General features: G+C 72.9%; 19 protein-coding genes. 10 read left to right on the forward strand and 9 right to left on the reverse strand.

Features of this window, described 5'->3' with window-relative positions; all coding sequences use genetic code 11:
• Window position 1: 1 nt before the first annotated feature.
• A complete protein-coding gene (locus tag ACU4ZT_RS06790) occupies window positions 2-1,030 on the reverse strand; it encodes an ABC transporter ATP-binding protein (RefSeq protein WP_445338471.1) in 1,029 nt (342 codons plus the stop codon).
• Window positions 1,030-2,109 (reverse strand): extracellular solute-binding protein, encoded by a 1,080-nt coding sequence (locus tag ACU4ZT_RS06795; RefSeq protein ID WP_445338473.1) that lies wholly within the window; start codon window positions 2,107-2,109, stop codon window positions 1,030-1,032. Before ACU4ZT_RS06795 ends, ACU4ZT_RS06790 begins: the two co-directional genes overlap by 1 nt.
• Window positions 2,110-2,346: 237 nt before the next feature.
• On the opposite strand from ACU4ZT_RS06795, the gene ACU4ZT_RS06800 reads away from it, so the two are divergent.
• Window positions 2,347-3,846 (forward strand): MFS transporter, encoded by a 1,500-nt coding sequence (locus ACU4ZT_RS06800; RefSeq protein ID WP_445338474.1) that lies wholly within the window; start codon window positions 2,347-2,349, stop codon window positions 3,844-3,846.
• A 40-nt stretch (window positions 3,847-3,886) separates the two neighbouring features.
• On the opposite strand, the gene ACU4ZT_RS06805 is transcribed toward ACU4ZT_RS06800, so the two are convergent.
• From ACU4ZT_RS06805 to aroA, 3 genes are read right to left on the reverse strand one after another with little or no spacing between them, the layout of a single operon-like run.
• A complete protein-coding gene (locus tag ACU4ZT_RS06805; RefSeq protein WP_445338476.1) occupies window positions 3,887-4,699 on the reverse strand; it encodes an inositol monophosphatase family protein in 813 nt (270 codons plus the stop codon).
• Window positions 4,700-4,735: 36 nt separating this feature from the next.
• A complete protein-coding gene (gene rsgA / locus ACU4ZT_RS06810) occupies window positions 4,736-5,800 on the reverse strand; it encodes a ribosome small subunit-dependent GTPase A (protein WP_063070718.1) in 1,065 nt (354 codons plus the stop codon).
• A complete protein-coding gene (aroA, locus tag ACU4ZT_RS06815) occupies window positions 5,797-7,251 on the reverse strand; it encodes a 3-phosphoshikimate 1-carboxyvinyltransferase (RefSeq protein WP_445338478.1) in 1,455 nt (484 codons plus the stop codon). Before aroA ends, rsgA begins: the two co-directional genes overlap by 4 nt.
• 127 nt (window positions 7,252-7,378) lie before the next feature.
• Between aroA and ACU4ZT_RS06820 the strand changes: the two genes are divergently transcribed.
• Genes ACU4ZT_RS06820 through ACU4ZT_RS06830 form a run of 3 tightly spaced genes read left to right on the forward strand, consistent with a single transcriptional unit; the run spans window position 7,379 to window position 8,855 of the window.
• Complete coding sequence (locus tag ACU4ZT_RS06820; protein ID WP_414748061.1) at window positions 7,379-8,140, forward strand: sigma-70 family RNA polymerase sigma factor; 762 nt, start codon at window positions 7,379-7,381, stop codon at window positions 8,138-8,140.
• Entirely contained in the window at window positions 8,137-8,379 is a 243-nt protein-coding gene (gene rsrA / locus ACU4ZT_RS06825; RefSeq protein WP_012299392.1) for a mycothiol system anti-sigma-R factor, read from the forward strand. The genes ACU4ZT_RS06820 and rsrA overlap by 4 nt, the downstream gene beginning before the upstream one ends.
• A gap of 35 nt (window positions 8,380-8,414) precedes the next feature.
• Window positions 8,415-8,855 carry a GNAT family N-acetyltransferase gene (locus ACU4ZT_RS06830; RefSeq protein WP_270980496.1) on the forward strand — a complete coding sequence of 147 codons (441 nt, stop codon included), beginning with the start codon at window positions 8,415-8,417 and terminating at the stop codon, window positions 8,853-8,855.
• Between the two features lie 103 nt (window positions 8,856-8,958).
• On the opposite strand, the gene ACU4ZT_RS06835 is transcribed toward ACU4ZT_RS06830, so the two are convergent.
• Window positions 8,959-12,777 carry a multifunctional oxoglutarate decarboxylase/oxoglutarate dehydrogenase thiamine pyrophosphate-binding subunit/dihydrolipoyllysine-residue succinyltransferase subunit gene (locus tag ACU4ZT_RS06835; RefSeq protein ID WP_445338481.1) on the reverse strand — a complete coding sequence of 1,273 codons (3,819 nt, stop codon included), beginning with the start codon at window positions 12,775-12,777 and terminating at the stop codon, window positions 8,959-8,961.
• Window positions 12,778-12,972: 195 nt separating this feature from the next.
• On the opposite strand from ACU4ZT_RS06835, the gene ACU4ZT_RS06840 reads away from it, so the two are divergent.
• From ACU4ZT_RS06840 to ACU4ZT_RS06850, 3 genes are all read left to right on the forward strand, one after another.
• Entirely contained in the window at window positions 12,973-14,412 is a 1,440-nt protein-coding gene (locus tag ACU4ZT_RS06840) for a GMP reductase (protein WP_445338483.1), read from the forward strand.
• Between the two features lie 113 nt (window positions 14,413-14,525).
• Complete coding sequence (locus tag ACU4ZT_RS06845; RefSeq protein ID WP_445338485.1) at window positions 14,526-15,956, forward strand: hemolysin family protein; 1,431 nt, start codon at window positions 14,526-14,528, stop codon at window positions 15,954-15,956.
• On the forward strand, window positions 15,949-16,992 hold the full coding sequence (locus ACU4ZT_RS06850; protein WP_063070724.1) for a hemolysin family protein: 1,044 nt from the start codon (window positions 15,949-15,951) through the stop codon (window positions 16,990-16,992). Before ACU4ZT_RS06845 ends, ACU4ZT_RS06850 begins: the two co-directional genes overlap by 8 nt.
• A gap of 66 nt (window positions 16,993-17,058) precedes the next feature.
• On the opposite strand, the gene ACU4ZT_RS06855 is transcribed toward ACU4ZT_RS06850, so the two are convergent.
• Window positions 17,059-18,138, reverse strand: coding sequence for an NADH:flavin oxidoreductase/NADH oxidase (locus ACU4ZT_RS06855; RefSeq protein ID WP_270980489.1), 1,080 nt, complete (start codon window positions 18,136-18,138; stop codon window positions 17,059-17,061).
• A gap of 137 nt (window positions 18,139-18,275) precedes the next feature.
• Here ACU4ZT_RS06855 and ACU4ZT_RS06860 point away from each other — a divergent pair, with 137 nt between their 5' ends.
• Entirely contained in the window at window positions 18,276-19,157 is an 882-nt protein-coding gene (locus ACU4ZT_RS06860; RefSeq protein ID WP_445338488.1) for an ADP-dependent NAD(P)H-hydrate dehydratase, read from the forward strand.
• Here ACU4ZT_RS06860 and ACU4ZT_RS06865 read toward each other — a convergent pair.
• A complete protein-coding gene (locus ACU4ZT_RS06865; protein ID WP_063070727.1) occupies window positions 19,154-19,837 on the reverse strand; it encodes a YceI family protein in 684 nt (227 codons plus the stop codon). The genes ACU4ZT_RS06860 and ACU4ZT_RS06865 overlap by 4 nt on opposite strands.
• 207 nt (window positions 19,838-20,044) lie before the next feature.
• Here ACU4ZT_RS06865 and ACU4ZT_RS06870 point away from each other — a divergent pair, with 207 nt between their 5' ends.
• The gene (locus tag ACU4ZT_RS06870; protein WP_270980486.1) at window positions 20,045-20,362 is read left to right on the forward strand and encodes a thiamine-binding protein; all 318 of its coding nucleotides are present in this window, start codon (window positions 20,045-20,047) and stop codon (window positions 20,360-20,362) included.
• A 49-nt stretch (window positions 20,363-20,411) separates the two neighbouring features.
• On the forward strand, window positions 20,412-21,692 hold the full coding sequence (locus ACU4ZT_RS06875) for an MFS transporter (RefSeq protein WP_063070729.1): 1,281 nt from the start codon (window positions 20,412-20,414) through the stop codon (window positions 21,690-21,692).
• A 27-nt stretch (window positions 21,693-21,719) separates the two neighbouring features.
• On the opposite strand, the gene ACU4ZT_RS06880 is transcribed toward ACU4ZT_RS06875, so the two are convergent.
• A complete protein-coding gene (locus tag ACU4ZT_RS06880; protein ID WP_081234834.1) occupies window positions 21,720-22,376 on the reverse strand; it encodes a response regulator transcription factor in 657 nt (218 codons plus the stop codon).
• Between the last annotated feature and the right edge of the window lie 4 nt (window positions 22,377-22,380).

A 22,380-nucleotide genomic window follows, 5' to 3' on the forward strand; every position in this document is an offset into this window, starting at 1 on the left:
GCTACGACCGGTACCGCAGGATCGCGGCCGGGTCGATGCCCACGACGACCTCGGCGCCGGGCGCGAGGGGCGCGGCGCCCGTCTCGGCCACGAGCGCCTCGACGGCGTCGTCCCCGAGGTCGACCCGGTACGTGCTGTAGGACCCGTGGTACTTGCGCTCGGCCACCACGCCGTCGAGGCGGACGCGGCTGGCGTCGGTCACCGCGGATCCGCGCGGATCCACCGACACGCGCTCGAGCCGCACGTAGGCGCGGCTCGAGGCGTCGAGGCCCGGCGCCCCCGCGTCGCGGAGGCGGGCGACCGTGGACGGGCCGAGCGCGTTGATCGCCCCGACGAAGGTCGCGACGAACTCGGTGGCCGAGCGGTCGTAGATGTCCTCCGGGGTCCCGACCTGCTCGATCCGCCCCGCGTCGAAGACGGCGATGCGGTCGCTCATGGTGAGCGCCTCCTCCTGGTCGTGCGTGACGTAGACCGTCGTGATCCCGAGCCGGGACTGCAGGCCCTTCAGCTGGTCGCGCAGCTGCACGCGCAGCTTCGCGTCGAGGTTGGAGAGCGGCTCGTCGAGCAGCAGGATCCGCGGCTCCAGCACGAGCGCCCGCGCGATGGCGACGCGCTGCTGCTGACCGCCGGACAGCTCGGCCACGTTCTTGTCGAGCTGGGCCGCGCTCAGCTCGACCTGATCGGCCATGGCGCGCACGAGCCGGTCGGTCTCGGCCTTGCCGGCCTTCCGCACCGTGAGGCCGAACGCGATGTTCTGCCGCACCGACATGCTGGGGAAGAGCGCGTAGTTCTGGAACACCATGCCCACGCGGCGCTTCTCGCTGGGCAGCCGCGTGGCGACCTGCCCGTCGATGACGATCTCGCCGCGGCTCGGGTCGACGAAGCCGGCGAGCGTGCGCAGCGCCGTCGTCTTGCCGCAGCCCGACGGCCCGAGCAGGGTGAAGAACTCGCCCTCGTGGATCTCCAGGTCGAGCCCCGGGATCGCCACCTGGTCGCCGAAGCGCACCTCGACGTCGTCGAAGCGGATCATCAGGGCAGGTACTCCAGCTCGGTCTTCTCGACCCAGTCGGCGATGTGCTCGCGCACGAAGCCGTAGTCGACGTCCTGCTTGTCGAGCGACTCGATGAGCGTCTTCACGGCCGGCAGCGCCTTCTCCCGCGCGGTCGTGTTGACGGGGTAGCTCGAGAACTTCTCCGCGAACGCGCCCTGCACGTAGGCGCTGCCGAACCAGTCGATGAAGGCGCGGGCCCGCTCCTCCTTCTTCGTGCCGGCGATCTCGGCGATCTGCTCGGTCACGAACGGGACGCCGGCCTTCGCGGGCACGATCTCGGTGGTGGTGCCGTACTGCGCGTCGCGCGCCGCGATGCCGCTCGACGCCAGGGTGCCGAAGGACACCTCGCCGCGGGAGAGGCGCGCGTAGAGGTCCGTGCCCTCGACCGCGGGGGAGCCGTTCGCGAAGTAGTCCTTCACGACCTGCCAGCCCTTGTCGCTGATGCCCAGGTCGCCGTCGGGGTCCGCGTAGGGCGCGAGGAGGCCCGCGAGGATGAGCTGCGGCGTGGCCTCGCCGAGGCGCGTGTTGACCTCGTACTTCCCCTGGTACGCGGAGGAGTGCAGGTCGGTGACGTCCTTCGGCACGTCGCCGCCGGAGGTCTGCTTGGCGTCGTGCACGGTGACGATGGCCTGCTCCACGAGCGGCCAGTAGGCGCCGCCGTCGGGGTCGCCCGAGGCCTGGTCGACCTCGCCGGACCACGCGGGCGTGTACGCCGTGATGGCGTCCTCCGCCTTGAGGTTCTCGAAGTACATGTTGTTGAGGCCGAACACCACGTCCCCGACGGGGTTGTTCTTCTCCGCGACGATGCGGTTCGCGAGGTCGGCGCCGCCGAGGCCCACGACCTGGATGTCGAAGCCCGCCTTGGCCGCCTCGGCCGTGACCCAGTCCCCGCGGCCGTCGCCGTTGGAGTTCGTGTAGACGATGAGGGTGTCGCCCGAGGCGGGGGAGGCACCGGGATCCGCGCTGCCGCCGCCCGACGATCCGCATCCGGAGAGGGCGAGCCCGGCCGCGACGACGGCGGCGAGGGAGGCGGTGAGACGGCGGGCGCGGTTCTTCATGGTGTCCTCTCGGAGGGAGCACGTCGGCGTGCTCGCGGGCGGCGCGCCGTTCCGGCGCGAAGTCCCCACCCTAGGAGCGGGATCCGCGGCGGCCCGGTCCGGCGGTCGCTGTTGGCTCGCTGTTCAGCATAGGGACACCGGAGACGATTCCCTCACCTGGGGAGCAAGCTGGTCGGGGCGCGTCGCGCCGCTCGCGGGAGCGGGAATACATAGCACGTGCATTGGATTCGAGACCTCATGACCGGACGCACCATCGCGGGGACCCCCTCGAGCACCGAACCCGCCGACGACCGCGACCGCACGCGCTGGCAGGCGTTCTGGGTCTGCGTCGGCGTCGCGGCCCTGACGATCCTCGACCTCTCGAAGGTGAACGTCGGGCTGCCGTCGATCGAGGAGTCGCTCGGCGCCGGATCCACGGACCTGCAGCTCATCGTCGCCGGCTACGCGCTCGCGTTCGGCCTGGCGCTCGTGCCGGCCGGGCGGCTCGGCGACATCCGCAGCCGGCGCCTCATGTTCGTGATCGGCCTCAGCGCCTTCACGCTCGCGAGCCTCCTCTGCGCGCTCGCGCCCGACGTGAACACGCTCGTGGTCGCGCGGATCCTGCAGGGCGTCGCCGCGGGCATCCAGATGCCGCAGGTGCTCGGCCTCATCCAGCAGCTCTTCCAGGGCGAGGAGCGCGCGCGGGCGTTCGGCCTGTTCGGCGCGGTCGTCGGCGTCGCGACGGCGTTCGGCCCGACCGTGGGCGGCCTGCTGATCCAGCTCGGTGGCCCGGAGGACGGCTGGCGGCTGCTCTTCTGGATGAACATCCCGCTCGGCATCGCCGCCATCCTCTTCGCGCTCAAGCTCCTGCCGAAGCGGCAGGCCCGGCCGGAGGGGAAGGTCGGGCTGGATCCCGTCGGCATCCTGCTCCTCGCCGTCGCCACCTTTTCGCTGATGCTGCCGTTCGTGCTCACGACCGGCGGCCCGGACGACGACCCGCGCCGCTGGCTCGCGCTCGCGGTCGCCGTCGTCGCGGCCGGGCTCTTCGTCGCGTGGGAGCGGCGCTACGCGTCGCAGGGCAAGTCGCCCGTCGTGCACTTCGCGCTGTTCCGGCTGTCGTCGTACCGGAACGGGATCCTCATCGCGACGGCGTACTTCGCCGCGATCCCGGCGGTGTTCCTGCTCACGACCCTCTACCTCCAGCAGGGCCTCGGCCTCGCACCCGTGTTCGCCGGCATGGTCGGCATCCCGTTCGCGCTGTCCTCGGCCGTGACGGCGTGGATCGGCGGACGGCTCGTGTCCCGGCTCGGCCGGCAGCTCGTGGTCATCGGCCTCGCGGTCGTCGTGGTCGGGATCACCGTGCTGCTCCTCGCGGCCGTGCTCACGCCGCGCGAGGTCACCCCGTGGGCCATGGCCGCGGCGATGCTCGTGGCGGGCGTCGGCGCGGGCTTCGTCATCTCGCCGAACCAGACCCTGACGCTCGCCGAGATCCCGGTCACCGAGGGTGGCGTGGCCGGATCCATGGCGCAGGTGGGCCAGCGCGTCGGCACGGCCGTGGGCGTCGCGGCGGCCTCCGCCACGTTCTTCAGCACGCTCTACGCGGAGGCGGCCGGCGGATCCGACGCGAGCCTGGCGGTGTACCACGACGGCTTCCGCAACGGCTTCCTCGTCACCATCTCGCTGGTGGCGGTCGCGCTGCTGCTCGGCCTCGTGGACCTCGGGCAGCGGCGCCGACGTCAGCGGGCCGCGACCGCCTGAGCGCGTCGGGCCGGCCGCGTCCGGCGACGGCTCGCGACGGTCAGCGCGCCACGACCGCCAGAACGGCGTCGTGCAGGTGCCCGTTGGTCGCGAGCGCGGACCCGTGCCAGGGGCCGGCCTCGCCGTCGATGGAGGTGAAGCGGCCGCCGGCCTCCTCGATCACGGGGATGAGCGCGGCCATGTCGTAGGGCTTGAGGTCGTGCTCGCCCGCGATGTCGAGGAGCCCCTCGGCCAGGAGCATGTAGGCCCACATGTCGCCGAAGTCGCGGGAGCGCTTGACCCGGGCCGAGAGGTCGAGGAGCTCGTCGAGGCGGTCGGCGTCGCGCCAGCGCTGTACGCCGGCGACGCTCATGGAGGCGTCCTCGAGCCGGGTGACGTCCGAGACGCGGATGCGCCGCTCCTCGGAGGTGGTGGCCTGGCCGAGCGTGTCGTCGACGTAGGCGCCGAGCCCGGTCGCGCCCCACCAGCGGCGGCCGAGCGCGGGCGCGCTCACCACGCCGACCACGGGCACGCCGTCGACCGCCAGCGCGATGAGGGTGCCCCACACGGGCACCCCGCGCGCGAAGTTCGAGGTGCCGTCGATCGGGTCGACGATCCACTGCCTCGATGACGAGCCGGACGTGCCGTACTCCTCGCCGAGGACGCTGTCGTGGGGCCGGCTCTCGGCGATGCCCGCCCGGATCGCCCGCTCGACGGAGGTGTCGGCGTCGGTGACCCAGCTGTAGTCGGCCTTCGTCTCGATGGCGAGGTCGGCGGAGCGGAAGCGGTCGAGCGAGATGGCGTCGGCCATGTCGGCCAGCTCCCTCGCGAGCCGCAGGTCGGACGACAGGGAGTGCAGGGGTTCGGAGGCCACGGGGACGAGCCTAGCGATCGGCCCCGCGCCGCCCGGTCACTCTCCCTTGACGGCGTCCGACCGGTTCGACACGAGGTGCTGCAGCGAGTGGAGGCGCTCGCGCCCCGCGTCGCCGAGCTCGCCCGCCTCGACCCGGTCGACGATCTCCCAGTCGTGCGCCTCCGTGAGCGGGATGCCGCCCGGGGGCTCGCCCTCGGGCAGGTGCGCGTAGCTCGCGAACGAGCGGAGGATGTTGGCCGGATCCACGTGCCCGAGGCCGAAGGAGCGCACACCCGGGGTGTCGATGATCCAGCCGTGTCCGCCGTCGCCCGTCTCGACGCGCATCGAGACCGTGGAGCTCGACGTGTGCCGCCCGCGCCCGGTGACCTGGTTGACGACGCCCGTGGCGCGCTTGGCGTCGGGCACGAGTGCATTGACGAGCGTGGACTTGCCGACGCCGGAGTGGCCCACCGCGACGGTCGTGCGGTCGGCCAGCAGGGCGCGCAGCTCGTCGAGCGGCACGGCGTCCGAGCGGCTCAGCACGATCGGCACGTCCAACACCCGGAAGTGCGCGGCGAACGGCGCGGGATCCGCGACGTCGGCCTTCGTGATGCAGAGGATGGGCTGGATCCCCGCGTCGAAGGCCGCGACCAGGTAGCGGTCGACGAGGCGCGCGCGCGGCTCGGGCTCGGCGGCGGCGACCACGATGAGCATCTGGTCGGCGTTGGCGACGATCACGCGCTCGACGGCGTCGGAGTCGTCGGCGCTGCGGCGCAGCAGCGTGCGGCGCGGGGCGATGCGGACGATGCGCGACAGGCTGCCCTCGTCGCCCGAGGTGTCGCCCACGATGTCGACGCGGTCGTTGGTGACCACGGCCTTCTTGCCGAGCTCGCGGGCGCGGGTGGCGGTCAGGGTGTGCTCGTCCGGGGTGTCCTCGCCCACGAGCACCCCGAAGCGGCCGCGGTCGACCGTGAGGACGCGGCCCTCGACGGCGTCCGTGTGGCCCGGCCGCTGCTTGCTGCGCGGCTTGTTGCCCTTGGGGTTCGGCCGCACGCGCACCGAAGACTCGTCGTAGGCGTCCCAGACGCCGTCGTCCTGCTCGGGATCCGCGAGCCAGCTCACAGGATCCCGCCGAGGCCGCCCGGGCCGGTCATGCCGCCGAGCGCCAGCGGATCGACGACCACGCGCGGGCCGCGGCCGAGCAGCGCGCCGAGCCACAGCTCGGGGAACTGGGGGAGCGTCTTGGCGGTCGTGCCGATGTCGTCGATCTCGACGCCCGGCACCGCGAGTCCGATGATCGCCCCCGCCGTGGCCATGCGGTGGTCCTCGTACGCGTGCCAGAGGCCGCCGTGCAGCGGCGCCGGCTCGATGGCGAGGCCGTCCTCGAGCTCCGTGACGGATCCGCCGAGCCGGGTGATCTCCGCCGCCAGCGCCGCGAGGCGGTCGGTCTCGTGCCCGCGGAGGTGGCCGATGCCGGTGATCCGGCTGGGTCCGTCCGCCAGCGCCGCGAGCGCGACCAGGGCGGGGGCGAGCTCGCCGCCGCGGCTGAGGTCGAGGTCGACGCCCGGGATGCGGCCGCCCGCGGCGAGGCCCGGCCCGCCGTCGACGACGAGCGCGCCGCCCTCGCGCGTGACGGTGGCGCCGAAGCGCGGCAGCAGCTCGATGAGGTCGGCGCCGACCTGCGTGGTCTCCGAGGGCCAGCCGGGGACCGTGACGCGTCCGCCGGCGACGAGCGCCGCGACGAGGAAGGGCGCGGCGTTGGACAGGTCGGGCTCGATGGACACGTCGCGGCCGGCGATGGCCGACGGCGGCACCACCCAGACTCCCGGCTCCGGACTCTCGACGACCACGCCGCGCTCGGCGAGCGTGCGGATCGTCATCTCGATGTGCGGCATGCTCGGCAGCGTCCGGCCCGTGTGCCGGAGCCGCAGGCCGTCGGTGAAGCGCGGCGCCGCCAGGAGGAGACCGGAGACGAACTGGCTGGAGGCGGACGCGTCGATGCCGATCTCGCCGCCCGGCACCTCGCCGGTGCCGTAGAGGCTGAAGGGGAGTGCGCGGCGGCCGTCGTCGTTCACGTCGACGCCGAGGGCCCGCAGCGCCTCGATCGTGCCCGACATGGGCCGGCGGCGGGCGCTCGGGTCGCCGTCGAACGAGACGGGTCCGAGCGCGAGCGCGGCGACGGGCGGCAGGAAGCGCATCACGGTGCCGGCGAGGCCGCACTCGATCGTGACGCCGCCCGCGAGCTCCGCCGGCGTGATCCGGAGGTCGGGTCCGAACGCGCCGTCCCCCTCGACCTCCTCGATGCCGGCGCCGAGCGCGCGCAGGGCCTCGATCATGAGCCGCGTGTCCCGCGAGTGCAGCGGCGCGCGGAGGAGGGAGGGCGCATCCGCGAGGGCGGAGAGCACGAGCTCCCGGTTCGTGAGGCTCTTGGAACCCGGCAGCGGCACGATGGCGTCGAGCGGGCCGTCCGCGACGGGCGCGGCCCACGGCCCGTCGTCCTCGGGGACCGGCTGGTGGGTCCGGTCGTCGTCGTACGGGCTGAAGGTCGGACCGGAATACCTGAAGATCTCCATGGGTTCACCAGAGTACCGGCCACGCGTCCGGCAGGCCCGGATCCCGGGCCGGGAAGGAACACCCGTGATCACGAGGACAGCACCGGCGGCCCCGTCCGCCGAGCTCGTGCGCGCCGTAGAATCTGCCTTGATGGCCAATTCGAGGAACACCAGTCACGACGCGCCGGCCGAGACCGCGGAGGGCGTCGCGCCCGCCGCATCGACCGCGCCCGCCGAGCTCGTGGAGGCCGTCGTGCACTCCACCGAGGAGGCGGCCGACCAGCAGGAGGCCGAGCGGGCCGAGGCGGAGGGGCCGCGCGCGGCCCAGCCCGGCGACAATCGCGAGCTCTTCGAGGAGCAGGCGCTCCCGTTCATCGACCAGCTGTACGCCGCGGGCCTCCGCATGACGCGCAATCCCGCCGACGCGCAGGACCTCGTGCAGGAGACGTTCGTGAAGGCCTACACCGCCTTCCACCAGTTCAAGCAGGGCACGAACCTCAAGGCCTGGCTGTACCGGATCCTCACGAACACCTTCATCAACAACTACCGCAAAAAGCAGCGGGATCCCTACAGCGGCACCATCGACGAGCTCGAGGACTGGCAGCTGGGCGGGGCCACCTCCGCCACCGCCACCACCACGCGCTCCGCCGAGGCGGAGGCCATCGACCACCTCCCGGACAGCACCGTCAAGGACGCGCTGCAGTCCATCCCGGAGGACTTCCGCATGGCGGTCTACTTCGCGGACGTCGAGGGCTTCTCCTACCAGGAGATCGCCGACATCATGAAGACCCCCGTGGGCACCGTCATGAGCCGCCTGCACCGCGGCCGCCGGATGCTGCGGGGCCTCCTTTCCGACTACGCGCGCGAGCGGGGCATCTCCACCGCGCACCTCACTGGAGCGACCAAATGAGCGACTGTGGCTGCGACAAGGCCAAGAAGGATCTCGAGGAGTACCTGCACCACGAGCTCGACAAGGCGGACGCCGCGGACATCCGCGAGCACATGGCGAACTGCGCCGACTGCGCGCGCGAGCACCGCGTGGGCGTCGTCCTGCGCGACACCGTGCGCCGCGCCTGCACCGAGGCGGCCCCGGAGGACCTCCGCACGCAGGTGATGGAGAAGCTGCGCGCGATCCAGGCGACCCACTGACCGGAGCGGTCGCGCGCGGCCGGTAATCTCGGCATGTGACCAACGCGATCCAGTCCCTCGGGATGCCGTCCCCCTCCGACCTGACCGTCATCGTCGAGCTTCTGCGGCTGCTCGACTACGAGGTGGACGAGGAGCGGGTGGCAGCCCGCCTGTCGCGCATGACCGCGGCGGCGGGCCACGAGACCTGGGTCGTCCGGGACGACGCCGGCGAGATCGCCGGTCTCGCGGGCGGCCACCTCATGTGGGGCCTCGCCGACGACGAGCCGATCGCGCAGCTCATCATCCTGGTGGTCCGCGAGGGGCGGCAGGCCGGCGGCATCGGCTCCGACCTCATCCGCCACTACGAGGCCTGGGCGCGCGAGCACGGCGCCTCGCGCTTCCTCGCCACCAGCGCCGCCGCGCGCGACAACGTCACGCGGTTCTACGCCCGGCGCGGCTATCACGCGTCCGGCATCCGCTACTCGAAGCTCGGCTGATCCGGCCACGCGGGCTCGCGCCCGCCACGGACCATCGACGAGGAGAGGCCCGATCCCAGGGGGATCGGGCCTCTCGTCGTCCCAGGGCATGCGCCCCGGTGGATCACTCCGCGGTCGCGCGCGCGATCAGGTCGGTCTGCTCCGTGGCGTGGCGCTTGCTCGAGCCGGCGGCGGGCGATGCGGCCGCCGGACGCGACACGACGCGCACGGCGCGGTCGGGGAGGACCCGGCTGAGCTCCACGTGGACGAACGGCCAGGCACCCTGGTTCTCCGGCTCGTCCTGCACCCAGACCACCTCGGCGTCCGGGTACGACTCGACGACGCGGCGCACCTGCTCCTCGGGGAACGGGTAGTACTGCTCCAGGCGCACGAGGGCGATGGACGTGTCCTGGCGCTTCTCCAGCTCGCCGAGCAGGTCGTAGTGGACCTTCCCCGAGTGCAGGAGCACGCGCCGGACGGCGCCGCGGTCCTCGATGCGCACGTCGTCGATCACCGGCTCGAAGCGGCCCGAGGTGAAGGCCTCGACGTCGCTCGTCGCACCCCGCAGCCGCAGCATGGCCTTCGGCGTGAAGACCACGAGCGGGCGGCGCGGCCGCGAGTACGCCTGGCGACGCAGCAGGTGGAAGTACGACGCCGGGGTCGAGGGGCGCGCGACCGTCATGTTCTGCTCCGCGCAGAGCTGGAGGAAGCGCTCGATGCGCGCGGACGAGTGGTCCGGCCCCTGGCCCTCGTAGCCGTGCGGCAGCAGCAGCACGACGCTCGAGCGCTGGCCCCACTTCTGCTCGGCGGACGAGATGAACTCGTCGATGATGGTCTGCGCGCCGTTCGCGAAGTCGCCGAACTGGGCCTCCCACAGCACGAGGGCGTCGGGCCGCTCCACGGAGTAGCCGTACTCGAAGCCCATCGCGGCGTACTCGCTGAGCAGCGTGTCGTAGATCCAGAACCGCGCCTGGCGGTCGCTGAGGTTCGCGAGGGGCAGCCACTCCTGGCCGTTGTCGCGATCGTGCAGCACCGCGTGGCGCTGGACGAACGTGCCGCGGCGGGAGTCCTGCCCGGCGAGGCGGACGGGCGTGTTCTCCAGCAGCAGCGAGCCGATGGCGAGGAGCTCGCCGAAGGCCCAGTCGATGGATCCGCTGCGGCTCATCTCGAGGCGCTTGCGCATGAGCGCCTGCAGCTTCGGGTGCACGGAGAAGCCCTGCGGCGGGTTGTCGTGCGCGTCGCCGACGGCGTGCACGACCGACTCCGAGACGCCCGTGGTCTCGGGCTCGCCGTGGCCGTCGTCCTGCTGGGAGTCGGGACGCTCGAGATCGGAGACCGCGCCCACGTCGTCCGTCTGGACGGGGATCGACGAGGTCTGCGCGGCGTGCGTCTCGGCGAAGGCGCGCTCCAGGCGGTCCTGGAAGTCCTTCTGCGCCGCGTCGTACTCGTCCTGCGTGATGTCGCCGCGGCCGACGAGCGCCTCCGTGTACAGCTTCCGCACCGAGCGCTTGGCCTCGATGAGGTTGTACATGAGGGGCTGCGTCATGGACGGGTCGTCGCCCTCGTTGTGGCCGCGACGGCGGTAGCAGACGAGGTCGATGACGACGTCCTTCTTGAACTCCTGGCGGAACTCGAACGCGAGGTGCGCGACGCGGGCCACGGCCTCCGGGTCGTCGCCGTTCACGTGGAAGATCGGGGCCTGGATGCTCTTGGCCACGTCGGTCGAGTACACCGACGAGCGGGACTCCGACGGCGGCGTCGTGAAGCCGACCTGGTTGTTGATCACGATGTGGACCGTGCCGCCCGTGCGGTACGCCCGCAGCTGCGACAGCTGCAGCGTCTCGAACACGACGCCCTGACCGGCCATGGACGCGTCGCCGTGCACGAGGATCGGCAGCACCGAGAACGAGCCGATGGGCTTCCGGTCCTGCTTCGCGCGGACGATGCCCTCGAGCACGCCGTTCACGGCCTCGAGGTGCGACGGGTTCGCCGCGAGGTACACCGGCATCTCCTCGCCGTGGACGCCGCGGAAGGTGCCCTCGGTGCCGAGGTGGTACTTGACGTCGCCGGACCCCTGCACCGTGCGCGGGTCCTGCGTGCCCTCGAACTCGCGGAAGATCTGGCCGTAGCTCTTGCCGGCGATGTTGGTGAGGACGTTGAGGCGGCCGCGGTGGGCCATGCCTATGGCGACCTCATCGAGGCCGTGGTCGGCCGCGCCCTGGAGGAGCGTGTCGAGCAGCGAGATGGTGGACTCGCCGCCCTCGAGGGAGAAGCGCTTCTGCCCGACGTACTTGGTCTGCAGGAACGTCTCGAAGGCCTCCGACTCGTTGAGCTTGGAGAGGATGCGCATCTGCTCGTCGTGCGTGGGCTTCGCGTAGGGCTGCTCGACCTTGCCCTGGATCCACTCGCGCTCGTCCGGCTGCTGGATGTGCATGTACTCGATGCCGATGGTGCGGCAGTACGAGTCGCGCAGGATGCCGAGGATGTCGCGCAGGAGCGCCTGCCGGCGTCCGCCGAACCCGCCCGTGACGAACTCCCGGTCGAGGTCCCAGAAGGTGAGGCCGTGGTTCGTGATCTCGAGGTCGGGGTGCGTGCGCTGCTGGTACTCGAGCGGGTCGATGTCCGCCATGAGGTGGCCGCGGACGCGGTACGCGTTGATGAGCTCCTGCACGCGGCCGGTCTTGGAGACGCGCTCCGAGAGGTCGACGTTGATGTCCGTGGCCCACTGGATGGGGTCGTAGGGGATGCGCAGCGCCGCGAAGATGTCCTCGTAGAAGCCGTGCTGGCCGATGAGGCGCTCGTGCACGATCTTGAGGAACTCGCCGGAGCCCGCGCCCTGGATGACCCGGTGGTCGTACGTGCTCGTGAGCGTGATGGTCTTGCCGATGCCGAGCTCGACCAGCGTCTTCGGGCTTGCGCCCTGGAACTCGGCCGGGTACTCCAGCGCACCGGCGCCGATGATGGCGCCCTGGCCCTTCATGAGGCGGGGGACCGAGTGCACGGTGCCGATGCCGCCGGGGTTCGTGAGGGAGATGGTGGTGCCGGCGAAGTCGCCCGCGGCGAGCTTGTTGCCGCGCGCCTTCTTCACGAGGTCCTCGTAGGCGGTGAGGAACTCGCCGAAGGTCATGCCCTCGGCTTCCTTGATGCTCGGCACGAGGAGCGCCCGCGTTCCGTCGGGCTTCGGCATGTCGATGGCGATGCCGAGGTTGATGTGCGCGGGGGAGACGACGCTGGGCTTGCCGTCGACCTCGTCGTAGTGCACGTTCTGGCTCGGGAACTCCTTGAGCGCCTGGATGAGCGCCCAGCCGATGAGGTGCGTGAAGGAGACCTTGCCGCCGCGGGCGCGCTTGAGGTGGTTGTTGATGACGATGCGGTTGTCGATCATCAGCTTCGCCGGGATGGTGCGCACGCTCGTCGCGGTGGGGATGGTGAGCGACGCGTCCATGTTGGTCGCGAGGCTCTTCGCCATGCCGCGGAGCGGGGACACCTCGTCCTCGCCGGGCGGGGTGGGCTCGGCGCCCTTCTTGGCCGGCGCCTTCGCGGGGGCCTGGGCCGGGATCGGCTGCTGCTTGGGCGCGATGCTCGTGGTGCGCGCCGCGGGCTGCGACCCGGTCGCGGGCTGCTGCGCCTGCGCGTCGGGCTGGCCGGCGGAGGCGGGGGACGGCGTCGCGGCCGGGGCGCCCGTGTTGGTCGCGGCGGGCGCGGACATCTGGTCCGACTCCGGGATCTGCGGCTCGGCGGTCTGGTCGCCGGTGGCCGGCGTCGCCTCGCGGCCCTCGATCACGGTCGCGTGGTAGTTCTCCAGGATCGGCCACCAGCTGCGGTCCACCGCGTCCTTGTCGACCACGTACCTCTCGTACATCTCGTCGACGAGCCACTCGTTGGCTCCGAAGTCGCCCGTGGAACCGTCGTCGGTCCCCGTACCAGTCACCTGGCTCGACACAGTTGATCGCCCGCTCTCTTGCTGTTGGTCGTCTGCCTCGCGCGGTCGTTCGCTTGCCGCGCGTCCACGATGACCCAGCCTAAACCTTCCGCCGGTGGGGCCGGAGGGGTCGTCGGCGGAGCGGCGCGTCGCGCGCGCCCGATCCATCCGGAGGGTGCCCTGGTGCGGACGCGGAGCCCGGGTTAGCGTCGGGGCATGAGGTTCACCGGAGAGGCTCCCGCCCACGACCTGACGTACTCGGACGTGTTCCTGAGCCCCGGACGGTCGGACGTCGGCAGCCGCATGGACGTGGACCTCGCGCCGGGCGACGGCACCCCGTGCACCATCCCGGTCGTCGCCAGCAACATGGGCTCGGTCACCGGCCCGCGGCTGGCGGCCGTGCTCGCGCGGCGCGGCGGCATCGGGATCCTCCCGCAGGACCTGCGCCCGCAGGAGCTCGACGCGGCCATCCGCCGGGTGAAGGACCAGCCGGTCGCGTACGACTCGCCGCTCGAGCTGCCGCCGGACGCGACGGCCGGGCAGGCGCGGGAGCTGCTGCCGCCCATCGCCGGCCACGGGATCGTGCTGCGGGACGCCGACGGGGAGATGGTCGGCTGCCTCGAGGGGACCCAGCTCGCCGGGGTCCCGGACGGCACGCGCCTCGCCGACCTCCGGCACGGCGCGCTCGCCTCCCTGGACGCCGACGACGTGCCCACGGGCCGCGCCGCGTTCGAGCTGATGCACGCGGCCGGCATCGACTTCGCGCCCGTCCTCGCGCACGGCCGCCTCGTCGGCACGCTGAGCCGTCGCAGCGCCCTCCGCTCCACCGTCTACGCGCCCGCCGTCGACGGACACGGCCGCCTCGCCGTGGGGGCCGCCGTCGGGGTCAACGGCGATCCGGTCGGCCGGGCCCGCGCGCTCCTCGCCGCCGGGGTGGACGTCATCGTGCTCGACACCGCCCACGGGCACCAGGAGGCGATGCTCCGCGCGGTCCGCGCCGTGCGGGCGCTCGATCCCGCGGTGCCGCTCGTCGCCGGCAACGTCGTGACCGCGGGCGGCGCGCGCGACCTGGTCGAGGCGGGAGCGGACATCGTCAAGGTCGGCGTCGGCCCCGGCGCCATGTGCACCACGCGCATGATGACTGCCGTCGGCCGCCCGCAGTTCTCCGCCGTGCTCGACACGGCGGAGGCCGCGCGGGCCGCCGGCGCGCTCGTCTGGGCGGACGGGGGCGTGCGGTACCCGCGCGACGTTGCCCTCGCGTTGGCCGCGGGCGCCGCGAGCGTGATGATCGGATCGTGGTTCGCGGGCACCGTCGAGTCGCCCGGCCGCCTGCTCGTCGACGAGGACGGCGGCCTGGCCAAGGAGAGCTGGGGCATGGCGTCCACCCGCGCCGTGCAGGAGCGCTTCGGCCGCCGCGAGGCGTTCGAGCTCGCCCGGCGCACGCTGTTCGCGGAGGGGATCTCGACGAGCCGCATCCGCATCGACCCGCTCCGTCCCGGGCTCGAGGACCTGCTCGACACCATCACCTCCGGGGTCCGCAGCGCGTTCACCTACGCCGGGGCGCGCACGCGGGCCGAGTTCGCCGAGCGCGCCACCGTCGGGATCCAGTCCGCGGCGGGCTACGAGGAGGGCAAGCCCCTGCCGGTCGGCTGGTGAGCCCCGGTATGCTCGACGGACGATGGACGACCCCCCTCCTGCTCATAGACCCCCGCCCCGCGCCGCCCACGACCTGAGGCCGGCCGCGCGCCCGGTGCCCGGGAGCCGCTCCGGTGCATGAATGGCTCCTCCTCGCCGTCGGCCTGCTCCTCACCCTCGGCACCGGCCTCTTCGTGGCCAGCGAGTTCGCGCTCGTCAACCTCGACCGCTCCGACCTCGAGAAGCGCCAGGAGCGCGGCGAGAAGCGGCTCGGCCCGCCCATCCGCGCCCTCCGAATCACCTCCACGCACCTCTCGAGCGCCCAGCTCGGCATCACCCTGACCACGCTCCTCACCGGATACACGATGGAGCCGGCACTCAGCCTGCTGCTCGCCGGTCCGCTCACGTCCGCGGGCCTCGCCGAGGGGCTCGTGTCGCCGGTGTCGACCGTGGTGGCGCTCGTCGTCGCGACGCTCCTGTCGATGATCATCGGCGAGCTGGTGCCCAAGAACTTCGCCCTGGCCCTGCCGCGCGAGACGGCCAAGCTCGTCATCCCGTTCCAGACCCTGTTCACCACGGTCTTCAAGCCCGCCGTGCTGCTGCTCAACAACAGCGCGAACGGCATCCTGCGCCTCGTCGGCATCGAGCCGAAGGAGGAGCTGTCGGGCGCCCGGAGCGCCGAGGAGCTGTCCTCGCTCGTGCGGCGCTCGGCGCTCGCCGGCCTCCTCGAGGACGACACGGCGATGCTCCTCAGCCGCACGCTGCGCTTCGCCGACCTCACGGCGTCCGACGTCATGACGCCGCGGCTCCGCGTGAAGTCGGTCGAGCGCACCGACAGCGCGCAGACCGTGATCGAGCTGGCCATGACCACGGGCTACTCCCGCTTCCCGGTCACCGACGACGGCGTGGACGACGTCATCGGCCTCGTGCACGTGAAGCAGGCCGTGGCCGTGCCGCGGGAGAAGCGGGCCCAGGTGCCCGTCACGGCGCTGCAGTCCGAGGCGATCCGCGTGCCCGAGACCATGAAGCTCGACGACCTGCTCGGCGAGCTGCGCGGCCGCGGCTTCCAGATGGCCGTCGTGGTGGACGAGTACGGCGGCACCGCCGGCGTCGCGACGCTCGAGGACCTGGTGGAGGAGCTGGTCGGCGAGCTCGCCGACGAGCACGACCGCACGCGCGCCGGCGTCGTCCGCTCGCGCGACTCGCTGACGTTCCCCGGCATGCTGCGGCCCGACGAGCTCCTCGAGCGCACCGGGCTCCGGATCCCCGAGGAGGGCCCCTACGAGACGGCCGCCGGCTTCGTCATGAGCGAGCTCGGCCGCCTGCCCGTCGTGGGCGACGAGCTGCAGCTCGAGACGGGGATCCTCCGCGTCGAGCGGCTCGACGGCCGGCGCATCGACCGCATCCGCTTCACCCCGTCGCCCGAGCCCGTCGCCACCGCGGTGGGCACCACCCGCGCCGAGCGCCAGGCCGACAGGCAGGCGGGCCGCCAGGCCGATCGCGAGGCGGGCCGCCAGGCCGTCGCGGATCGCGCCGCCAGCAGGAAGGAGCCGTCCCGTGGGTGAGTACGCCGGGGGGATCATCGCGCTCGTCGTGCTGCTCGCCGTCAACGCGTTCTTCGTCGGCGCCGAGTTCGCGGTCATCTCCGCGAAGCGGTCGCAGATCGAGCCGCGGGCGGAGGAGGGCAGCCGCGCCGCGCGCGTCACGCTCTACGCCATGGAGCACGCGACGCTCATGCTCGCGACGACGCAGCTCGGCATCACCGTGTGCTCGCTGCTGATCCTCAACGTGTCCGAGCCGGCGATCCACCACCTGCTCGAGATCCCGCTGCACGCGACCGGGCTGCCCGAGGAGGCGATCTCGACGATCGCGTTCGTCATCGCGCTGCTCCTGGTGTCGTTCCTGCACGTCGTGCTCGGCGAGATGGTGCCGAAGAACATCTCGTTCTCGGTGCCCGACCGGGCGGCGCTGCTGCTCGCGCCGCCGCTCGTGGGCATCGCCCGCGTGGTGAAGCCGCTCATCGTGGCCCTCAACGCCATCTCGAACGCCGTGCTGCGCGCGTTCCGGGTGGAGCCGAAGGACGAGGCCGCGAGCGCCTTCACGCTGGACGAGGTGCAGGGCATCGTCGACCAGTCGACGCGCGAGGGGCTGCTGGAGGACCGCACGGGCGCGCTCACCGCGGCGTTCGAGTTCACGGGCAAGAAGGTCGAGGACATCGCGATCCCGCTCGGCGCGCTCGTCAGCCTGCCCGAGACCGCGTCGCCCTCCGACGTGGAGCGCGCCGTCGCGCGGCACGGCTTCTCGCGCTACGTGCTGGTGGACGAGGCCGGTGAGCCGTCCGGCTACCTGCACCTGAAGGACGTGATCGACCTCGACGAGGCCGACGAGTTCGTCCGCCCGGTGCCGGCCAAGCGGATCCGCCAGCTCGTCTCCGTCTTCGAGGGCACCGAGCTCGAGGACGCGCTCGCGATGATGCGCCGGTCCGGAGCCCACCTCGCGCGCGCCTTCACGGAGGCGGGCGAGACGACGGGCGTGCTGTTCCTCGAGGACATCATCGAGGAGCTCGTCGGCGAGGTGCAGGACGCCACCCGGCGGGTCTGACCCCGTGCACGACGACGGCCCGGCACCCCTCGCGGGTGCCGGGCCGTCGTGGTCGGCGCGGGGAGGTCAGGCCGCCCAGCGGGCGCGGTCGTACTGCTTGGGCCAGTAGTCGATCTCGACGCCGAGCTCGTGCGCGGCGCGGAGCGCGAAGTGCGGGTCGCGCAGCATCTCGCGGCCGAGCATCACGGCGTCCGCGCGGCCCTCGGCGACGACCGCCTCGGCCTGCGCGGGCTCCGTGATGAGGCCCACGGCGTTGAGGGCGACCTTCGCGTGCTCCTTCACGTACTCGGCGAAGGGCACCTGGTAGCCGGGGGCGACGGGGATGGTGACGCCCGTGGTGTTGCCGCCCGTGGAGATGTCGAAGAAGTCCGCGCCGTGCTCGGCCGCCCAGCCGGCGACGGTCGCGGTCTGCGCCTCGTCCCAGCCGGCGTCGCCTGCCCAGTCGGTGGCGGAGAAGCGCACCAGCAGCGGCGCGTCGGGGACCTCGGCGCGCACGGCGTCGATCACCTGGAGCAGCAGGCGCGCCCGGTTCTCGAGGCTGCCGCCGAACTCGTCCTCGCGGTGGTTGCTGAGCGGCGAGAGGAACTGGTGCAGGAGGTACCCGTGCGCCGCGTGGAGCTCGAGCACGTCGAAGCCGGCGTCCACGGAGCGGCGCGCGGCCGCGGCGAAGTCGTCGACGACCTTCCGGATCCCCGCGGCGTCGAGCGCGACGGGCGTGCCGTAGCCGGGGAACGGCTCGGCCGACGGGGCGACCGTCTCCCAGCCGCCCTCCTCGGCGGGCATCGTGCCGCGGCCCGAGAACGAGTACGTGGATGCCTTGCGGCCGGCGTGCGCGAGCTGGATCGCGGCGACGGCGCCCATCCCGTGGATGAAGTCGACGATTGGCCTCCACGCGTCGCGCTGCGTGTCGTCCCAGATGCCGGTGTCCTCGGGCGTGATGCGCGCCTCGGGGCTGACGCCCGTCGCCTCCGCCATCACGAGGCCGGCGCCGCCCCGGGCGAACGAGCCGAGGTGCGCGAGGTGCCACGCGCCCGGGACGCCGTCGCGCGCGTCGATGCTGTACTGGCACATGGGCGCGACCCAGATGCGGTTGCGGGCGGTGACGCCGCGGACGGTGATCGGCTCGAAGAGCGGGGACGTGGTCATGGGGATCCTTCCAGGCGGGCGGCGGCGCGGATCCGGGTGGGAGGCGCGGCGCGCGGGGACGGGCGGAGGGCGACGGCGGCCTCATGGACCCAAGGCCCGGCGCGGTCGTCGCATTCCCTCCCGCCTATCGTGAGGGGATGAGCGACGCGCGCGACGACCAGGTGCCCGAGGGCTGGATCCGGCAGGACGAGGAGCGCACCCGGCGGGAGATCCGCCTCCCGCGGGACGACGACGACAAGTACACGCGCGGCGTCCTGGGCGTGCGCACGGGGTCCGACCGCTACCCGGGCGCCGCGGTCCTCGGCGTGGAGGCCGCCGCGCGCACGGGCGTCGGCATGATCCGGTACCTCGGCCCCGCGGGCGCCTCCGCCTCGGTCCTCGCGCGACGCCCCGAGGTCGTCACGGCCGACGGCCGCGTGCAGGCGTGGCTGGTGGGATCCGGCATGGACGCCGCCCATCGGGACGACGAGACGACCGCGGCGATCGCCGCGGCGCTCGCGCAGGGCCTGCCGGCGCTCGTCGACGCGGGCGCGCTCGACCTCGTGGACCGCGCGACCGGTCCGGTCGTCGTGACCCCGCACTTCCGCGAGCTGTCGCGGCTGCTGGCGGGGGCGGGCATCCGCGCGTCGGCCGAGGACATCGCCGCGGACGCGCCCGCGTGGGCCGAGCGCGCGGCGCGCGAGCTCGGGGTGTGCGTGCTGCTGAAGGGCGCGACCACGCTCGTCGTCGGCGGGGCGGCGCGCATCGCCGTGCGCGCGGGCACGCCGTGGCTCGCGACGGCGGGGTCCGGCGACGTGCTGGGCGGCGTGCTCGGGGCCCTGCTGGCCGGGGCGTCGACGCGCGTGGCGGACGCCGCCGATCCGCTCGCCGAGCTCGCCGCGGTGGCCGCCGCCGCCGCGTGGCTGCACGGCCGGGCGGGGGAGCGCGCGTCCGGTGGCGGACCGATCACGGCCCTCGACGTCGCCGAGGCGATGCCGAGGGCCGTGCGGGACCTGGTGGCGGGATCCGCCTCCGACTAGGCCTTCGGCGCGACGTCGAGCGAGAACTCGACGGACCCGTGGTCCTCGACCGTGACGAAGCCGAGGCTCGGCGCCTGGACGCCGAAGTCCTGGAACGTGATGGGGATGGAGCCCGTGATCTGGCCGGACCCCTCGGTGAAGGCGGCCTGCATCTTCGCGGTGACGGGCTTGGTGACACCGTGCAGCGTCAGGTCGCCGGTCACGTCGTACGTGGCGGGGACGCCCGCCTCGACGCCGTCGGTCGTGATCGGCTGCGTGAGCGTGAAGGTGGCCGTCGGGAACTCCGACGTCTTCATCGCCTCGCCCTGGAAGTACGCATCGCGCGGCGCCGCGTCCGTCGCCATGGTCGTCACGTCCACCTGGATGGTGCCGGCGGTGACCTGCTGCCCGGTCACCGTGATGTCGCCCGTGACGCCCTTCGTGCGGCCGTTCACGGTGACGGGCGTGCCGTTCAGGACCTCGTTCACCCGGTAGCCGGCGTAGGAGTCGCCGCCCACGGACCAGTCGCCGGACAGGTTCGTGAGCGCCTGGCCGGATGCCGCGTTGGCGGAGAGCGACGGCGGCGCGTCGGGCGTGCCGGCGAGCTGCGCGTAGAGGGGGCCGCCGAACGCCGCGAACGCGCCGACGACGACGATCGCGCCGCCCGCCACCCCGATGATGATCTTCGTCTTCTTCTCCATGGCGTGCTCCTCCTGGTGCGATGCGGGCGGCCGCACGGGATCGCCCGGTATGTGAACTCTCAAGTACTCGACGAGTGTCGCGGCAGGCGCGGACGCGCGTCGGCGACCGTCCACAGGAGCCGCGCGCTCGGTAGCCTGGGCGCACAGCCGGCCGCCGGCCGGGCGCCCGCCCGGAGCACCGCCGCCCGTCGATCCCCGGGGGTCCCCATGCTCGTCGCCTTCTCCGTCGCTCCCAGCGGGGGCGACGCGCCCGACGCGTCCGTCCACGACGCCGTGGCCGCTGCCGTCGAGGTGATCCGCGCCTCCGGGCTGCCGAACCGCACCGACTCGATGTTCACCACGATCGAGGGCGAGTGGGACGAGTGCTTCGACGTCGTCAGGCGGGCCACCGAGGCCGTCGCGCCCTTCGGGACGCGCGTCTCGCTCGTGCTCAAGGCGGACATCCGGCCCGGCTACGCGGGCGAGCTGACGGGCAAGCTGGAGCGGCTCGAGTCCGCGCTCGAGGCCCGCGGCACCGGGGCCTGACGCGCCGGGCGGTCGCCTCCGTCGTCGGAGCCGCCGTTAGGCTCGTCGGGTGAATCCCCCCACCTCCGGGCGGGCGACGCTGTCGCCGGCCCGCGTCCGCATCGCCCTGCTCGCCCTCGCGATGGGCGGGTTCGCCATCGGGACCACCGAGTTCGTCGCGATGGGGCTGCTGCCGCAGCTCGCCGCCGACCTGCTGCCGGAGGTGGCCGCGCGCTCCACGGAGGCCGCGAACGCGCAGGCCGGCACGCTCATCAGCGCCTACGCCCTCGGGGTGGTCGTGGGAGCGCCGACCATCGCCGCCGCGTCGGCCCGTGCGCCGCGGCGGAAGCTCCTCCTCTGGCTGCTGCTCGCGTTCACGCTGGGTACGGTCCTCAGCGCGATCCTGCCGAGCTTCGGCCTCGTGGTCCTCGCCCGCTTCATCGCGGGCCTGCCGCACGGCGCGTACTTCGGCATCGCGTCGCTCGTGGCCGCGCAGCTGATGGGGGAGGGCAAGCGGGCCCGCGGCGTCGCGTTCGTCCTGGCCGGGCTCACCATCGCGAACGTCATCGGGGTGCCCATCGTCACCTGGATCGGGCAGAACGCCACGTGGCGCATCGCGTACCTCGTGGTCGCCGCGATCTTCGCCGCCACCTTCCTCGCCGTCTTCCTCGCCGTGCCCGCGCAGGACGGCAACCCGGATGCCACGCTCCGCCGGGAGCTGCGCGCCTTCACCCGCATGCAGGTGTGGCTCGCGCTCCTCATCGGCGCCATCGGCTTCGGCGGGTTCTTCGCCGTCTACACCTTCGTGTCGCCCATGGTCACCGAGGTGACCGGCCTGCCGGAGTGGTCGGTGCCGCTCGCGCTGGTGGTCGTGGGGCTCGGCATGACGACGGGCAACCTCGTCGGCGGCTGGTGGGCGGATCGCGACGTCCGGGCGTCGCTGCTGTCGCTGTTCGGCCTGCTGATCGCCTCGCTCGTGGGGCTGGTGCTCACCGCCTCGAACCCGGTCGGGCTCTTCGCGTTCCTGTTCCTCATCGGCGGGTCGGCCGCGGCGCTGTCGCCCGGGATCCAGATCCGGCTGATGGACGTGGCGCACGACTCGCAGTCCATCGCCGCGGCGCTCAACCACTCCGCGCTCAACACGGGGAACGCCGTCGGCGCGGCGCTCGGCGGCGTGACGGTGGGGGCCGGCCTCGGCTACACCTCGCCGGCGCTGGTGGGCGTCGGGCTGAGCGTCGCGGGCCTCGGCATCGCGCTGGCGAGCTTCGGGCTCGACCGCCGGCGTCGCGGGGCGCGCGGGCCGGTCGACGGGTCGCGTCCCTCGACCCAGCCCATCGGCATCGGGGGCTGACCGCGCCTCCGGGGCCCGGCGCCCGGGCTACTCGCCCTGGAGCAGGATGCCGTCCTGGATGGCGCGCTTCCGCAGGGCCACCTTCGTGCCCACGTCGAAGCCCGCGACGCGGTACTTCTCGCGGATCCGCTTGAGGTACGACTTCGCCGTCTCCTCGGAGATGCCCAGGCTGTAGGCCACCGACTTGACCGGCTCGCCGCCGCCGTAGAGGGCCATGACCCGGCGCTCCTGCGCGCTGAGCTTGGGCACGCCGCCCACGTCGGTGCTGTTGATCGCGAGGTCGAGCTCGCTCGAGATGTAGGACTGCCCGTCGGCCGCGAGGCGGATGGCGTCGACGATCATGCTCGCGTCCTCGCTCTTCACGAGGTAGCCGAGCGCACCCGACGCGAGCGCCTCGCGCACCACGTTGGGCTCCGAGTACGTGCTCATGAGCACGGTGGGCACGCCCGTGGTCTTCAGCATCGAGAGCTTGAGCGAGATGGGCAGGTTGTCCTTGAGGTCGAGGTCGAGGAGGACCACGTCGACGGGGAAGCGCGGGTGGGTGAGCAGCTCCGGCCAGGTGGACACGGCGGCGACCATCTCGATGTCGGAGGCGGCGTTGCGGATCCACTCGGTCAGCGCCCCGAGCAGCATCTTGTGGTCGTCCACGATGGCGAGGGTGATCGGTCGGTTCTCAGCTGGCACGTGC

The organism is Clavibacter davisi, assembly GCF_052751415.1.

What these genes read in the sequence shown, in the direction of transcription:
- ACU4ZT_RS06790 (WP_445338471.1), bottom strand. Translation starts at nt 1,030, where the DNA reads ATGATCCGCTTCGACGACGTCGAGGTGCGCTTCGGCGACCAGGTGGCG.
- ACU4ZT_RS06795 (WP_445338473.1), bottom strand. Translation starts at nt 2,109, where the DNA reads ATGAAGAACCGCGCCCGCCGTCTCACCGCCTCCCTCGCCGCCGTCGTC.
- ACU4ZT_RS06800 (WP_445338474.1), top strand. Translation starts at nt 2,347, where the DNA reads ATGACCGGACGCACCATCGCGGGGACCCCCTCGAGCACCGAACCCGCC.
- aroA (WP_445338478.1), bottom strand. Translation starts at nt 7,251, where the DNA reads ATGGAGATCTTCAGGTATTCCGGTCCGACCTTCAGCCCGTACGACGAC.
- rsrA (WP_012299392.1), top strand. Translation starts at nt 8,137, where the DNA reads ATGAGCGACTGTGGCTGCGACAAGGCCAAGAAGGATCTCGAGGAGTAC.
- ACU4ZT_RS06840 (WP_445338483.1), top strand. Translation starts at nt 12,973, where the DNA reads ATGAGGTTCACCGGAGAGGCTCCCGCCCACGACCTGACGTACTCGGAC.
- ACU4ZT_RS06855 (WP_270980489.1), bottom strand. Translation starts at nt 18,138, where the DNA reads ATGACCACGTCCCCGCTCTTCGAGCCGATCACCGTCCGCGGCGTCACC.
- ACU4ZT_RS06860 (WP_445338488.1), top strand. Translation starts at nt 18,276, where the DNA reads ATGAGCGACGCGCGCGACGACCAGGTGCCCGAGGGCTGGATCCGGCAG.
- ACU4ZT_RS06865 (WP_063070727.1), bottom strand. Translation starts at nt 19,837, where the DNA reads ATGGAGAAGAAGACGAAGATCATCATCGGGGTGGCGGGCGGCGCGATC.
- ACU4ZT_RS06870 (WP_270980486.1), top strand. Translation starts at nt 20,045, where the DNA reads ATGCTCGTCGCCTTCTCCGTCGCTCCCAGCGGGGGCGACGCGCCCGAC.